This is a genomic window from Bacillus sp. FSL K6-0069 (assembly GCF_038007785.1).
Lineage (GTDB): Bacteria > Bacillota > Bacilli > Bacillales > Bacillaceae_G > Bacillus_A > Bacillus_A mobilis.
Window position 1 is genome coordinate 2,004,866 of record NZ_JBBOXN010000001.1, and the last position, 15,404, is coordinate 2,020,269.

The 15,404-nt window shown below is 34.4% G+C and carries 16 protein-coding genes; 11 read left to right on the top strand and 5 right to left on the bottom strand.

Features of this window, described 5'->3' with window-relative positions; genetic code table 11:
• Positions 1 to 10: 10 nt before the first annotated feature.
• The 3 genes from MHB74_RS10305 (at position 11) to MHB74_RS10315 (ending at position 2,883) form a co-directional block, all read left to right on the top strand.
• Positions 11 to 748: a M15 family metallopeptidase gene (locus tag MHB74_RS10305; protein WP_061676423.1), complete on the top strand. Its 738-nt coding sequence runs from the start codon at positions 11 to 13 to the stop codon at positions 746 to 748.
• A gap of 26 nt (positions 749 to 774) precedes the next feature.
• On the top strand, positions 775 to 1,221 hold the full coding sequence (locus tag MHB74_RS10310; protein WP_061676422.1) for an NUDIX hydrolase: 447 nt from the start codon (positions 775 to 777) through the stop codon (positions 1,219 to 1,221).
• Positions 1,222 to 1,407: 186 nt separating this feature from the next.
• Entirely contained in the window at positions 1,408 to 2,883 is a 1,476-nt protein-coding gene (locus MHB74_RS10315; protein ID WP_061676421.1) for an amidase family protein, read from the top strand.
• A 49-nt stretch (positions 2,884 to 2,932) separates the two neighbouring features.
• On the opposite strand, the gene MHB74_RS10320 is transcribed toward MHB74_RS10315, so the two are convergent.
• Positions 2,933 to 4,150 carry an MFS transporter gene (locus MHB74_RS10320; RefSeq protein WP_061676420.1) on the bottom strand — a complete coding sequence of 406 codons (1,218 nt, stop codon included), beginning with the start codon at positions 4,148 to 4,150 and terminating at the stop codon, positions 2,933 to 2,935.
• Between the two features lie 274 nt (positions 4,151 to 4,424).
• Here MHB74_RS10320 and MHB74_RS10325 point away from each other — a divergent pair, with 274 nt between their 5' ends.
• The 6 genes from MHB74_RS10325 (at position 4,425) to MHB74_RS10350 (ending at position 9,422) form a co-directional block, all read left to right on the top strand.
• Positions 4,425 to 4,853: an NfeD family protein gene (locus tag MHB74_RS10325; protein WP_061676419.1), complete on the top strand. Its 429-nt coding sequence runs from the start codon at positions 4,425 to 4,427 to the stop codon at positions 4,851 to 4,853.
• Positions 4,854 to 4,855: 2 nt separating this feature from the next.
• Complete coding sequence (locus MHB74_RS10330; protein ID WP_000257392.1) at positions 4,856 to 5,827, top strand: SPFH domain-containing protein; 972 nt, start codon at positions 4,856 to 4,858, stop codon at positions 5,825 to 5,827.
• A gap of 172 nt (positions 5,828 to 5,999) precedes the next feature.
• Positions 6,000 to 6,590 (top strand): histidine phosphatase family protein, encoded by a 591-nt coding sequence (locus tag MHB74_RS10335; RefSeq protein WP_061676418.1) that lies wholly within the window; start codon positions 6,000 to 6,002, stop codon positions 6,588 to 6,590.
• Between the two features lie 6 nt (positions 6,591 to 6,596).
• Entirely contained in the window at positions 6,597 to 7,379 is a 783-nt protein-coding gene (locus tag MHB74_RS10340; RefSeq protein ID WP_061676417.1) for a Cof-type HAD-IIB family hydrolase, read from the top strand.
• A 142-nt stretch (positions 7,380 to 7,521) separates the two neighbouring features.
• Positions 7,522 to 8,067 (top strand): MarR family winged helix-turn-helix transcriptional regulator, encoded by a 546-nt coding sequence (locus MHB74_RS10345; protein ID WP_061676416.1) that lies wholly within the window; start codon positions 7,522 to 7,524, stop codon positions 8,065 to 8,067.
• 173 nt (positions 8,068 to 8,240) lie between these two features.
• Positions 8,241 to 9,422 (top strand): MFS transporter, encoded by a 1,182-nt coding sequence (locus tag MHB74_RS10350; protein ID WP_061676496.1) that lies wholly within the window; start codon positions 8,241 to 8,243, stop codon positions 9,420 to 9,422.
• Between the two features lie 8 nt (positions 9,423 to 9,430).
• Here MHB74_RS10350 and MHB74_RS10355 read toward each other — a convergent pair whose 3' ends face one another.
• A complete protein-coding gene (locus tag MHB74_RS10355; RefSeq protein ID WP_061676415.1) occupies positions 9,431 to 9,892 on the bottom strand; it encodes a DinB family protein in 462 nt (153 codons plus the stop codon).
• A gap of 171 nt (positions 9,893 to 10,063) precedes the next feature.
• Between MHB74_RS10355 and alr the strand changes: the two genes are divergently transcribed.
• Entirely contained in the window at positions 10,064 to 11,239 is a 1,176-nt protein-coding gene (alr, locus tag MHB74_RS10360) for an alanine racemase (protein ID WP_061676495.1), read from the top strand.
• Between the two features lie 20 nt (positions 11,240 to 11,259).
• Here the strand turns inward: alr and MHB74_RS10365 are convergent, their stop codons facing one another.
• Genes MHB74_RS10365 through MHB74_RS10375 form a run of 3 tightly spaced genes read right to left on the bottom strand, consistent with a single transcriptional unit; the run spans position 11,260 to position 13,755 of the window.
• Complete coding sequence (locus MHB74_RS10365; protein WP_061676414.1) at positions 11,260 to 11,973, bottom strand: class I SAM-dependent methyltransferase; 714 nt, start codon at positions 11,971 to 11,973, stop codon at positions 11,260 to 11,262.
• A complete protein-coding gene (locus MHB74_RS10370; protein ID WP_061676494.1) occupies positions 11,966 to 12,853 on the bottom strand; it encodes a GNAT family N-acetyltransferase in 888 nt (295 codons plus the stop codon). The genes MHB74_RS10365 and MHB74_RS10370 overlap by 8 nt, the downstream gene beginning before the upstream one ends.
• Before the next feature lie 23 nt (positions 12,854 to 12,876).
• Positions 12,877 to 13,755: a hypothetical protein gene (locus tag MHB74_RS10375; RefSeq protein WP_061676413.1), complete on the bottom strand. Its 879-nt coding sequence runs from the start codon at positions 13,753 to 13,755 to the stop codon at positions 12,877 to 12,879.
• Between the two features lie 387 nt (positions 13,756 to 14,142).
• On the opposite strand from MHB74_RS10375, the gene MHB74_RS10380 reads away from it, so the two are divergent.
• The gene (locus MHB74_RS10380) at positions 14,143 to 15,351 is read left to right on the top strand and encodes a macrolide family glycosyltransferase (RefSeq protein WP_061676412.1); all 1,209 of its coding nucleotides are present in this window, start codon (positions 14,143 to 14,145) and stop codon (positions 15,349 to 15,351) included.
• Positions 15,352 to 15,404 lie beyond the last annotated feature (53 nt).

The window sequence follows — 15,404 nt, forward strand, 5'->3', positions numbered from 1 at the left end:
AGGTCGTTATATGAAAAAAAGATGGACACTACTTGGTATCGTAGCGATGATACTCATTGTTGGAGTAGCAGGAATCAATTATAAAATGTATAAGGATAAGCAGGCGCGTGAGGTAAATGTAAATAACATATTTCCGAAAGCGAAAGAAACGATTGCGAATATGGATGGTGATATTGCGGTCATTAGTAATCCGAATTCGATGCTTGTGCTTGTAAATAAAAGTAGGCGTTTGCCAGATGGGTATAGACCGCCAGATTTAGTTATTCCGAAAGTGCGCTACTCAAGTGAAGGTGATCAAGAAAAGAAAAAAATGAGGAAAGAAGCAGCAGGGGCGCTTGAGGAAATGTTTCAGCAAGCTGATAAGGAGGGCGTTTTTCTTTTTGCGGTTTCTGGATTTAGATCTTTTGATCGACAAAAAGCATTAAATACGATGTATAAAAAACAAGATGGAGAAGCAAAAACAGCGATGTCTAGCGCAGTTCCTGGAACGAGTGAACATCAAACTGGTCTAGCTATGGATATTACATCTCAATCTGCTAAGTTTCAATTAGAGACGATTTTTGGCGAAACGAAAGAAGGGCAGTGGCTTTCTGAAAATGCCCATAAATTTGGTTTTGTCATTCGATATACAAAAGAGAAAGAATCGCTTACAGGTTATCGATATGAACCATGGCATGTGAGGTATGTGGGAAATCCACAAGCTACATATTTATATGAAAATCAACTGACACTTGAAGAAGTAACGTAGTGAACAATTGAGGGGAGAGAAGGATTATGACGGTGTTATATAAGAAAAAAGTACACGCATATGTAACAAGAGAAAAAGAAGGAGTTATGCAACTGCTTGTTTTTAAACATCGTGATATACCTGAAGCTGGTATACAAATACCAGGGGGAACAGTTGACGAAGGGGAAACGTTAGAAGCAGCACTTTTACGTGAAGTACAAGAAGAATCTGGATTACGTCATTTATGCATAGAAAGATTCCTAGCCGATTACATCATACTTGTGAAAGACAAAAAAGAATATCAAAAGCGCCATTTCTTCCATGTAACGTTACTAACAGATGTAAAAGATGATTGGGAACATATTGTAAGTGCTGGTGAGGAAGATGAAGGTTTAGTATTTTGCTACGAATGGATTGATATTGCAAAATGCCCTGAATTAGCCGGAAAACAAGGTGAGTTTTTACATTTGCTAGATGAGGTATATGTAAAGTAGTAAAAGAGTCTGAAGCGGAAGTTTATTCGTTTCAGACTTTTTTTATTTTTCAGGAAATAAAAGGTTTTTACATCGGTAAGTTGAATTCCTTTAAAGGGATTGTATTTGTATATACGAGGAGCGGAGAAAATGAACAAGTAATAAATACATGATATCAATAAAAGGATTTATAGAAGGAGAATGACGATGGAGATTCAGTTCAATGCACGATTACAAAAAGAATTAACAATTCATGATATACAAGTAGCGATGGAAGCTGGGCAATTAACTTCAAAAGAATTAGTTATGTATTACCTTCATAGAATCGCAAGATATGATCAAGATGGACCAAAAATTAATTCTATTTTAGAAATCAACCCGGATGCAATCTTTATTGCAGAAGCGTTAGATTATGAAAGAAAGATAAAAGGTGTAAGAGGTCCATTACATGGTATACCTGTGTTACTTAAGGACAATATTGAAACGAATGATTCCATGCATACAAGTGCAGGTACGATTGCCTTGGAACAAAATATTAGTAGTGAAGATGCATTTCTTGTGACGAAACTGCGAGAAGCAGGAGCGGTCATAATAGGAAAAACAAATATGACAGAATTAGCAAATGCAATGTCATTTGACATGTGGGCTGGATATAGTGCAAGAGGTGGACAAACAATAAACCCTTACGGTACAGGTGAGGATGATATGTTTGTTGGTGGCTCAAGTACAGGATCTGCGATAGCAGTTGCTGCTAACTTTACTGTAGTATCTGTTGGAACGGAAACAGATGCTTCTATATTAAGTCCAGCGGTTCAAAACTCTGTAGTTGGTATTAAACCGACTGTCGGTTTAATTAGTCGTAGAGGTATTATTCCGTTTACGTATTCGCAAGATACAGCCGGTCCGTTTGCTAGAACAGTAACAGATGCCGCTATTTTGCTAGGGAGTTTAACTGGGGTAGATGAGAAGGATGTAGCTACTTATAAAAGTGAAGGTATAGCAGAGCGTGATTATACAAAGTATCTTGATGTTAATGGCTTACATGGAGCAAAGATTGGTGTATTTAGCAATGCACCGAAAAATTATTATGAAACTGGAGAGTACGATGAACAATTGTTTAAGGAAACAATTGAGGTGTTGCGTAGTGAGGGAGCAACAGTAATAGAAAATATTGATATTCCTTCTTTTCATAGAGAATGGAGCTGGGGAGTTCCGCTTTATGAACTAAAGCATAGTTTAGATAACTATCTTTCTAAATTACCTTCTACTATTCCAGTGCATTCTATTTCGGAGTTAATGGCGTTTAATGAAAACATAGCTGAAAAAGCTTTAAAATATGGACAAACTAAGTTAGAAGGAAGAAAAGATTTTCCCAATACGTTAAGGAATCCTGAATATATAAACGCAAGATTAGAAGATATATATTTTTCGCAAGAACAAGGTATTGACTTTACACTGGAAAAATATAATCTCGATGCAATTTTATTCCCTTCCTATATCGGCTCCACTATATGTGCGAAAGCGGGTTATCCGTCTATAGCAATACCGGCAGGATATATGGATAACGGGAGACCGTTTGGAATTACTCTTGCAAGCACGGCTTTTTCTGAGGGGACCTTGATTAAACTAGCATACGCTTTTGAACAAGCGACAAAACATAGAAAAATTCCGAGTTTGTCATAAATAGAATATACAAAAAGGACAGGAGTTCCTGTCCTTTTTGCTTTATTGATTACATTGAAATATCTTTCTGATCTGTCTTATGATATTTTAATAGGCTGAAAGATAAACAAGCAGAGCATAAAATAAGAAAAGCAGCGATGATATAAATCGTACGAACACCAAATAAATCGGTAATAATTCCAACGCTAAGCATAGAAAGACCAGAAGCTGTAGAGAGGAGTGCACCATGAGCTGTATACATTTTTGATAGTAAAGTAGGGGCGACACTGGATTGTAGCACTGTCGTTTGAGAAATATCTCTAATTTGATAACATGGACCCATTAGAACGCATAGAAAAAGCGCAATAAACCCGCTACTTGTCATACCATATAAAAATGTAAGAATACTAAACATAAGAGAGCCTATCGCCATGGAACGTATTAAATTGTTTTGAATGTATGTACTCATCTTCCACGCTAATATCCCGCCAATTAACGTCCCTACATAATAACTTGTATTAATATACCCCCACCATTCTTCCCCTTTATGAAGGACAGTCGTTACATAAGCCATCGTAATAGCACCGATCCATATCGTCCCTGCGAAAGTTTCAATTAAGTCCATACATGTAACGATCCGGAGAGACGGGTTCTGAAATAAGAGTTTCCACCCTTCCAATAAAGCAGTGCCTTTTGAAGAAGAAGGCTCTATTACTCGTTCATTATGTATGGAACATAATGAAACGTGTAGTGCAACACATCCAAAAATCATCAATATGTTATTAATCATAAGTGTAGAAGTGGCGCCGATTAGAATAACAATAACACTTGTAAATGAAAAAGCAGCGGCCTGCGCAATTTGTGTGGAAAAGGAAAAAATACTATTTACTTTTACTAATTTTTCTTTTTGTGTAAGGCGAGGCAGGATACTGTATAATAATGGTGCGCTCCAGCCGCTACATAATGAAATGAAAAAAATGAAAATGAATAGTGCTACAACGTTTGTGGACAGGGCTGGGAATAATATCATTAATAAAAATAATAGAGCAGTTTTTGTCCATTGTAGTGTAAAAAGTAATGAATGAGATGGAAAACGATTCATTATAAGTGGTGCAGATGTATTTGCTATAAGATTAGTTATGACTTGGAGTAATGGAAACAGAGCAGTTAATGTTGCTGATTTAGTTGTGATATACATATGGGTTGTAATAATCATGATGTATACGATGTCAGCGAGAGTAATGCATATTTTTGATCCTAAATAGTAAGTTAATGAACGATTTTGCAAATAAATACACCCCTTTCTTTTAAAAAAAATTCACTAGCCAGAATAATTATAATTTGGAAATTAAATTTTCGAAAGAATTTAATTTTTTGTCACTTTTTGAAAGGGATTTTCATGTATAATGAAGAATATATTAATATAGTATTTTAATAATACTCATTATAACAGTGAATATGTACAATAGCTTGTAGTAAGCGCCCATGTATAAGAAAGGGCGGATAAACCATTCTTTTTTTCATATACATATAGAAAATGAGAAAGAAAGTGAGGGTTGTATATGGCTGCTTGGGTAATTTGGTTTATAATAGCGGGTATTTTATTTATTGCAGAAATGTTGTCGATTACGTTTTATATGCTTTGGCTTGGAATTGGAGCTGTTGTCGGAGGTCTAATTGCTTTGTTTGCTCCTGATGCGCTACTGTTACAAGTTATTGCTGGCGCGATTGTAAGTTTAACATTGACTTTCTTTACGAAAAGAATTTCAAAAAACTTTCGAGAAGCAAAAGGTTTTACTGATACAGTAGATATGTTAGTCGGTAAAAAAGGGATTGTTATGCAAGCGATTACAAGTGAAGCGAATGGTATTGTGAAGGTGGATGGAGATACTTGGACAGCTATTGCAGATGATCCAATTGATGCTGGAGAAAAAGTTATTGTTATAAAGAGGAATAGTACTATATTACAAGTGAAAAAGGAGAGTGAATAAATATGGCAGTAGCATTAACATTAACCATTATTTTCGCACTAATTGTTGTTACATTTATCGCATTAACAATTAAAATTATTCCACAGCAAAAAGTTGGAGTCGTTGAAAGATTTGGTAAGTTTCAGCGTATTATGCAGCCGGGATTAAATTTATTAATACCAATTGTAGACCGCGTTCGTGTATATCATGACTTACGTATTCAACAAACGAATGTACCACCGCAGAAGGTAATTACGAAAGATAATGTACAAGTAGAAATTGATACAATCATTTTCTATCAAATTGTGGAACCAGAACTTGCGACATATGGTATTTCGAACTATGAATATGGTGTTCGTAACATTACTTCTGCAACGATGCGCCAAATTATTGGTAAAATGGAACTGGATGAAACGTTATCTGGTCGTGAAAAAATTTCAACAGAAATTCGCTTAGCACTTGATGAAGCAACAGAAAAATGGGGCGTTCGTATTGAACGTGTTGAAGTTGTTGATATTAATCCGCCGAAAGATGTGCAAGCATCAATGGAAAAACAAATGAAAGCAGAACGTAATAAACGTGCGATCATATTAGAAGCGGAAGCTGCAAAACAAGATAAAGTCCTTCGTGCTGAAGGGGAAAAGCAAAGTAAAATATTAATGGCTGAAGGGGATAAAGAAGCACGTATTCGAGAAGCTGAAGGTATAAAAGAAGCGAAGGAACTAGAAGCGCAAGGGGAAGCAAGAGCGATTGAAGAAATTGCAAAAGCAGAACAAAATCGAATTGAATTACTTCGTGCAGCAGATTTAGATGAACGCGTACTTGCTTATAAATCATTTGAATCATTGATTGAGGTTGCAAAAGGACCAGCAAATAAAGTCTTTATTCCGTCTAATGCAATTGAGACACTTGGTACTCTTGGGGCGATTGGAGAAATCTTTAAAGAAAAACAAGCGAAGAAATTGCCTTCTTCAGATACACCAAAAGAACAATAAGAGTGAAAAAGAGAAGTGGGATGCCATTTCTCTTTTTATTTTTTATCATTGGATTAATTTATTGAGTACATTTTTCATTCTTAGATGAATGGGGATTACTTTATTATTTTGAAAAATTTCAATAATATGTTAAAATTTAATCTTGATTTTAAGGAGAGAAGGGGAAATAAGAATGCAAATACTACTAATAAGACACGGTGAATCCGAAGCAGATATTTTACATGTACATGAAGGACGAGCTGACTTTGAATTGACAGAAAAAGGAAGATGGCAAGTGCAAAGGCTTGTACGGAAGGTGAAAGAGGATTTCCCGCCAGATTTCATTTGGGCAAGTACATTAAAACGTGCTCGCGAAACGGGTGAAACATTAGCAGAAGGAATTGGATGCTCAATTCAACTAGAAGAGGAATTAATGGAGTTCAATAATGGGGTACAAGCAGGTCTTTCATTTGAAGAAGCAAAGAAATATCCAGAGCCAAAGTTTCTTCATGATCGTTTTGAAAACGGGGAGTCATTTATTGAATTTAGAATGAGAATAGAAGGAATCTTTTCTAAAATCGTGACAGAGAATACTTATGAACGGATAGCAATTGTTGCACACGGTGGTGTAATAAATAGTATATTACGTGCATTTTTCAAAATGCCAATCTCAATGGATTATTACTTTAAAATGGGAGATACGGGAATCAGTTTAATTGAAATTGATGGGGAACAAAAAACGGTACATTTCATTAATGATACGAATCATTTGGACGGGATATAAAGACCCATGTACAAAGTAGTGTTCTTTGATGTTGACGGTACGCTTTTAAGTGAGATTGATAGAAGTATGTACGAAAGCACAAAAGAAGCGATACAAAGTTTAATAGATAAAGGAATTCACGTAGTTGTTACAACAGGGAGACCATATAGCTTATGTTCGCAATTTAAGGAACTAGGCATAAATACGTTTATTTCTGCAAATGGTGCACATATTAAGTGTGGAGAAACAATTCTACATAAATCAGTACTTTCTAGTGAAATCGTTCATGATATCTCGGAGTTTGCTGAATTACATGGTCACGGTATTTCTTATTTTACCGAGGATTTTGCAATGAACGGAATAGCCTCGGATAATGAGCGTGTAATGCAAGCGCTTAGCGAGACGTTGAATTTAGAGAAATATCCTGAAAAAAGCAGGGATTTGTCAGAAGAGGTCTATTGTTTATGTCTGTATGCAGATGAAATAGAATCTCAAAAATTTATTGAAAAATACCCAATGCTTACATTTGACCGTTTTCATGGTTATGTAATAAACGTATTGGAAGATAATAAAGTATCGAAGCTAACTGCAATTCAAAAGGTATTAGGTCACTTAAACATTTGTAAATCAGAAGCGATTGCATTTGGCGACGGTGGAAATGATATTGAGATGTTGCAGTATGTAGGATTAGGTATCGCGATGGGGAATGGCGGAGAAGAGTTAAAAACAAGAGCTGATTTCGTTACAAAGAAGGCGAGTGAAGGTGGTATTTCCTTTGCCTTAAAGGAGTTTCGTCTTATTGAAAAATAATAGCTAGTCAGTTTGAAAAATCCTGTTTTAATTACAGGATTTTTTTGTCTAACAATATTCTTGCAATAAAAGGAAAAAAATGAGTATAATGAAAAGTAGTTAGGTAAGCTAATTAAATAAAGAGAAAGGAGACTGAAGATGGATGAATTCAAGAAATGATTCTCTTCCTTTAGGGATTGGACCGTATGCAGAGTTAATAAAAAAGACGGCATCAGCGGATACGGATCCAATCGCAGCAAAACTTGGTTTGTTAATGTTATGGACGTCTGATAATGTTCTAGATGCTGTTGACGTAGATTTAGCTCCGCTTGGTATATCGGAAAGTAAATTAGATTTTTTACTGTTGTTTATTTTGCGTGAAATGGAATCAAATGGGGAAGAAGTGAACATGAGTCCTTCGGATATTGCGAGTCGATTAGGAATAACACGTGCTTCTGTCACTGGTCTATTAGATTGGATGGAGAAACGAGAGTTAATCGTAAGATTCCATCATTCTAAAGATCGAAGAAGATTAAAAGTGAAAATTACTCCAAAAGGAAAAGAATTAGTTACGCACTCTTTACCAACTTTTTGGTTATCTTGCGCTTCGTTAGTTGACGATTTTAATCAAGAAGAGCGTCAAGTTTTAGAAAGGTTATTAAATAAAATGCAAGTAAATATGCAGGTGAAATTAGGAGAAGGTAGGTAAATAAGTTGATTATGAGGATCAACTTATTTATTTGAGAATATAATTAGCTTACCTTATTATATGTTTAACTAATTTCATGATCTGTCATGTTTTTTACGATGTAATTAAAATAAGTAAGCGTGCTTTAGAGGTTTTAAATTGATAAAAAATTGTAATAAGGGAGAAATATTATGATGGAAATAGGAAAGGAAATAAATAGTGAAAAGAATTATACAATAATGACCGTTGTATTATGTTGGTCGGGTATGGTAGTGATGTCTAGCTTATATGTAACAATCCCTTTAATTGCACTATTTTCAGAACTTTTTAATGTTTCACTAGCACAAGCTGCAGCTACAGGCAGTATATTTTCTGTTGGCTTTGCTATTGGTTGCTTGTTATTTGGGGCAATCTCTGATAAATATGGGCGGAAAAAAGTGATCTTCATTGGATTACTTGCTCTGTCGATTATTTCGTTTTCCTTAGGGTTTGTGGATAGTATATTGTGGCTTGTTATTTTTAGGGGCTTACAGGGTATTGCAGCAGCTACATTTTCTCCGGTAGCGTTAGCTTACGTTGTAGAAATGTTTCCAGTAGAAAAAAAGGTTACAACAATAGGATTTGTTAGTACGGGTTTTTTAGTAGCTGGAATTGTAGGGCAGGTAATAAGTACGGTTGTTAGTCAACATTTTGGATGGCATATGGTGTTCTTTCTTCTTAGCATTGTCTATATGATTACTGCTGTATGGATTCAGTATTCTCTTCCGAAAGGGGAGATATCTCAATCTTATACTGATATTTTGGGACCGATTAAACAGATAGGTAAAGTCTTTACACATAAAAGCTTATTATTGAGCTATATGATTTCGTTTGTTTTATTAATGGCTTTTGTTAATATGTATACTGTTTTAGGGAATTATTTGAGCTCTCCTACTTATAATTTAACTGCAGAACAAATCCTTTATTTTCGCTTAGCGGGGCTAATTGGTATGCTGCTGTCACCACTTACAGGTCGTTTAACAAAGAGGTTCGAAGTAAGGAAGGTTCTGCAAGGTGGATTGCTAGTCGCTATTTTTAGTCTAAGCGCAATGGGCTTTGTTTCGTATTTGCCTCTTCTTGTCATAATGAGTGTCTGTTTTGTAATAGGTATTGCTATATCCGTACCGTCTTTAGTCGCTCTTGTCGGCCAATTGGGAGGGAAAGCAAGGGGAATAGCAGTTTCAATTTATACCTTTATTTTATTTTTAGGCACTAGTATAGGACCCATCATTTCTATTTATCTTATGAAAATAGGAAGTTATGCCCAAACATTTATTTTATTAGGAATGATACTTTTTATTGGTTTTATAGCTTCTCTATTTATAAATAATGAATGAGTGAAAAATCATTCAAATAAAGGAATGTGAGGATCTTTCGTATGCTCACACAATAAAATATGAATTTGCCCACGATGATGATAAAAGTGTGCAACAATTTCAAGCAACCATTCAAAGCGTGAATAAGAAATCCCCCAATAAGCAGTCTTCATTTCCGCTAATTGTTCATTGGAATAGGATAAAAAAGTTTTAGAAAGTAAATCGTAGCCCTGTATCATCGTTTGTTGTATTTGCGTAATTGTTTCGGGTGTTTGTTCTTTATAGAAAGTATGTAGTTGTTTTTCCGTAATCCCATTTAAAATGAGTAGATCTGCATGGCAAATAAGAGAAAGATGTGCACACATTTCAAATACTGATCGCTTCGAGTGAATGGGGCGTATTTTTAAAGTGTCTTCATTATATTGGTTAAGCATTTGAATAGAAGTATCAACAGCAACTTTAAGTTGATGCAAGGCAGATTCTACAAACATTGTAATTCTCCTCATCTCCGTATATAATAGTTTCTTAAGGGTATTATATCATACTCAAAATTCCGAAAATTCTAGTAGTTTGACTAGCATATTGAAAAGTATTATATTGTAAAAGGTCATATGAAACGTGAAATAGAATGGAATGCAATTATTGAGTTAGGAGTTAGACCAATGAGTTTGAAATATGGAAGAGATACAATTATTGAAGTTGACTTAAATGCAGTAAAACATAATGTAAAAGAATTTAAAAAACGAGTGAATGATGAAAATATTGCAATGATGGCTGCTGTAAAAGCAAATGGGTATGGCCACGGGGCAGTTGAAGTTGCGAAAGCTGCTATTGAAGCAGGAATAAATCAGCTTGCAGTTGCATTTGTAGATGAAGCGATAGAGTTAAGAGAAGCAGGAATTAACGTGCCGATTTTAATTTTAGGTTATACATCAGTAGCAGCTGCTGAAGAGGCAATTCAATATGACGTTATGATGACTGTTTATAGAAGTGAAGATTTACATGGTATAAATGAAATCGCAAACCGTCTTCAAAAGAAAGCGCAAATTCAGGTGAAAATTGATACAGGAATGAGTCGTATCGGTTTACAAGAAGAAGAGGTTAAACCATTTTTAGAAGAATTAAACCGTATGGAGTATGTAGAGGTAGTAGGAATGTTTACACATTACTCTACGGCAGATGAAATTGATAAATCATATACGAATATGCAAACAAGTTTATTTGAGAAAGCTGTCAATGCAGCAAAAGAATTAGGAATTCATATTCCATATATTCATAGTTCAAATAGTGCAGGTTCAATGGAACTAAGTAATACATTTCAAAATATGGTTCGTGTAGGTATTGGAATTTATGGAATGTACCCTTCAAAAGAGGTAGATCATTCAGTTGTTTCTTTACAGCCTGCGTTGTCGTTAAAATCAAAAATAGCTCATATTAAACATGCGAAGAAGAATCGCGGTGTAAGTTATGGGAATACGTATGTAACGACGGGTGAAGAATGGATTGCAACTGTACCGATTGGCTATGCTGATGGCTATAATCGTCAGTTATCTAATAAAGGGCATGCATTAATAAATGGAGTTCGAGTACCTGTTATTGGCCGTGTTTGTATGGATCAGCTCATGTTAGACGTTTCAAAAGCAATGCCAGTACAGGTTGGGGATGAAGTAGTATTCTACGGTAAACAAGGCGAAGAAAACATTGCAGTAGAAGAAATCGCAGATATGTTAGGTACCATTAACTATGAAGTTACATGTATGCTAGACAGAAGAATCCCGCGAGTGTATAAAGAAAATAATGAAACGGCTGCTGTCGTAAATATACTAAGAAAAAACTGAATCGTTATGATTCAGTTTTTTTATTTTTGACAAATGAAAAATGCTCTATTTGTACCGTGTATTTGAATGTTCTTAAAACCTACAGATTCCAACGAAGAAATTATTTCTTCATTGGAATAACAAGCTTCCTCAAAAGAAAAGTCACTTCTTGTCCAAGCATTATCTAGATCATGTTTAAATAGTATAAAGTTCATTATTGCTTTTTTATTTTCGTTATCATAGGTAGAGTCAATCGTACATACATATTCTTCCGCTGAAATATGAAATGAAGCAATCCAATTTTCAAGAAAACCTTTCTCCATATTCATATCAAATACGAATGTACCTTCGCTATGTAATACGGAGTAAACATTACGAAAAACATTTTTTAATTCATCTAATTTTAAAATATGGTTTAAGCTATCACCGGTAGAGATAACATAGTGAAATTGTTCATTTATATTGAAATAACGAGCATCATCGACGATAAAGGTTGCGTCTGGCGCGTTTTGACGTGCGTATTCAATCATTTGAGCAGAACCATCTATACCAGTTACTACAAAAGTATTATCAATTAATTTCTTAGTAAGGTGACCAGTCCCGCAGCAAAGATCTAAAATATGAGAATGAGGTGGTGCATATTGTAAAACGAGTTTTTCCAAAAGTAGATAGGAGTGTTCAGCATAATGCCCCCAATGTTTATTATAAATGGATGCGAAAATATCATAATCAGAATAAATTAGTTTTTTAGACATATGTATTCACATCAAGATTCATTACATTATAATAATCATGCTTCGTTTTTATTTCAAAACCACATTGTGTATATAGTTTTAAAGCATTGTTATTTTTCGTTTCGACGTCTAATTCAATTGTTGATATTCCTTCTGAAATAAGGGTATGTACCATATAACTAAGAATATCTTTTCCGTATCCTTTACCTTGATAAGAAGGATGAACGGCGAAGCCTGATAGTGTAGTAGATTGCTCATGCTCAGAAACTGTAATCGTTCCTATCACTTTGTCGTCGATAAGAGCACTGTAAACTTGATGAGAAGGTGAACTCATCATTTTTTGTAACCATGTAGCGGTATTTTCTACTGAATCTCCAAAAGCTTTACTGGAAAGTTCAATAAGATCAAGAAGTGATTCTGAAGATGCAAGAGTAAGCTGTATAGTATGCTTTGTTGTTTTTGGCCCTTCTTTTGTTTTGAACGCCATACTATATTCACTATATAAATAAGGTAACTTCAAACGTTTTGCAAATTCTTTCCCAGAAATAGAATCTCCATTCATAATAAGAAGAGCTTCATTTGCCTCTCTTGTTCGTATTTCTTTCATTGCGGTTTGTAGAAGAGTAGTGCCTATATGTTGTTTCCTATAGTTCGGATGAACAAACCCTAGTAACTCCAGTTTTGTCGGTCTTTCAAAGTCATACATACTTAATACACCAATTAATTGAGTATTATCATAAAATAGGAAATCATATATCTCTTCATTGTTACGAGCAGTTAAAAAGTTTACATGTAAATCTGAAGAGTAATTAATTTGATCGTGTTGCCCACAAATATGAGCTAAATCTTTCATTTGCTGAATTTCGTTTGCTGTTAAAGATTTCTTTCGTTCAATATTCATTTCATAATCCCTCGCATTCATATTTAAAAATAGGATGGATGACTTAGCCATTTTTTTAACTCCACACTGCCCTGAACAGATAATAACCGGTACAAATATCGATAGGGAGGTCTACATTCTGTAAGATCAGGAATGGGCATGATGGTTTCGTAACCTAGTTTAAAAGCATGAGCTTCTTTTTCTGTAAACGCATATTCTAAGCCGATAAAATCAAACTCCCTTGGAGCAACTGCGTAGGCTTCTGTATCTACTAAACCTGTAATAGTTGTACCATCTGATAAAAACTGAGTAGGGTCCATATCAATTAAAACGAGCGTTGATTTCTTTGGTGCTGGTAAGGAAGAAAGTTGTGATTCAAAAGTAGGAAATGCATTTTGTATGTGTTCATTATCGGAATAAAACATATTCACAAGCTCTTTACTCACATTTAAAATGTGTGATTGGAATTCATCTAGTGTAATTTGGAAGGACCCTGACACATTTCCTATGTAATCGGCTTTGAATGTATGTATTTCTGCAAGCCCTTTTCCTAGACTGAATAAAATAGAATCTGGTTGCCCGATAAAAGATTGAACTGTGTTACCTACTAACTTTTCGGCTACAACGAATTCACGCCCATTTAAAATATGTTTTTCTAATATTGCTGGGATAGGAAGGTTAGTATGTTCTTGCAGCAATGTATGCACAGCATCTAAATGATGTACGTTCCTTGGATCAATTCCAAATAGGTTTTTACATCCCCACCAAAAATCATTATTTGGTTCTTCATTGATTTTAGAAGAACGAACGATAACTTCTGCACCTTCTGTTCGGACGAGAAACACATCGCTTGCATGGTCTTCATAACCTGGGTGTAAAGTTTGAACAGATAAAATAGGTAAAGTGAATAGCTGTTGTAGCATAAAGACGCTCCTTTTTTTCTGTAAATTCTATAAATTCATTATATAACAGAATATGTACTAAGAGGATAATGATGTGGAAAACATAGAACTTAAATAAATTTATGGTGAGAAATAAGTATGGAAATTTTATTTTTCTAGTTTTGTATGAATTATCAAAATAATATTCTGTTGATAAATCTATAAAAATACTTTAATGTAAATCTCATATTTTTCAGTAAATGAAGAGTTAAGCGTGCTTTTATGAGAGTTATAATGTAGGTTATGAAAAATATTTCTCAATAATAAAATGAAGAGAAAAATATGAATAAGTAGAATAGATTCCTTTATAATAGTATTAAATTAATTAACATAATTAATTATTAATAATATTAGATAGGAGAGAATATGATGGCAAATGTACTCGTAATAAATTTCCCTGGAGAAGGTCATATAAATCCGACTTTAGCTATTGTAAGTGAGTTAATTCGGCGAGGAGAGACAGTTGTTTCGTATTGTATTGAAGATTATAGAAAGAAGATTGAAGCAACAGGTGCAGAATTCCGAGTGTTTGAGAATTTCCTCTCTCAAATTAATATTATGGAGCGAGTAAATGAAGGCGGGAGTCCTTTGACGATGCTATCTCATATGATTGAAGCATCAGAGCGTATTGTTACTCAAATTGTAGAAGAAACAAAAGGGGAAAAGTACGATTACATGATATACGATAATCATTTTCCGGTAGGACGTATTATAGCCAATGCTTTAAAATTACCTAGCGTTTCTTCTTGTACAACGTTTGCTTTTAATCAATATATTACTTTTAACGATGAACATGAATCAAGAAAAGTAGATGAAACGAATCCATTGTATCAATCTTGTTTAGCGGGAATAGAAAAATGGAATAAACAGTATGGAATGAAATGTAATAGTATGTATGATATTATGAATCATCCTGGTGATATTACTATTGTATATACTTCAAAGGAATATCAACCACGTTCAGATGTATTCGATGAATCGTATAAGTTTGTCGGCCCATCCATTGCTATGCGTAAAGAAGTAGGCAGTTTTCCTATGGAAGATTTAAAAGATAAAAAATTAATTTTCATTTCTATGGGAACAGTTTTTAATGAACAACCTGAGCTATATGAAAAATGTTTTGAAGCGTTTAAAGATGCAGAAGCGACAGTTATATTGGTTGTTGGTAAGAAGATAAATATAAGTCAATTTGAAAACATTCCGAATAACTTTAAATTGTTTAATTATGTGCCGCAATTAGAAGTGTTACAGTATGCTGATGTATTCGTGACACACGGTGGCATGAATAGTTCGAGTGAAGCATTATATTACGGTGTTCCGTTAGTTGTAATTCCGGTAACAGGAGATCAGCCTTTAGTTGCGAAACGAGTGAATGAAGTAGGGGCTGGAATAAGGCTTAATCGTAAAGAATTAACTTCTGAATTGTTACGTGAAGCTGTAGAGAAAGTCGCGAATGATGTAAGGTTTAAGGAAAATAGTCGTAAAGTTGGAGAGTCACTTCGAAATGCTGGTGGATATAATAGGGCAGTTGATGAAATATTAAAAATGAAAATGAATTCATACTCAAAACTTAAATAAATGTTTGGAGCACACTTACTGTAATATGTAAGTGTGTTTTTGTAAAAAAATTA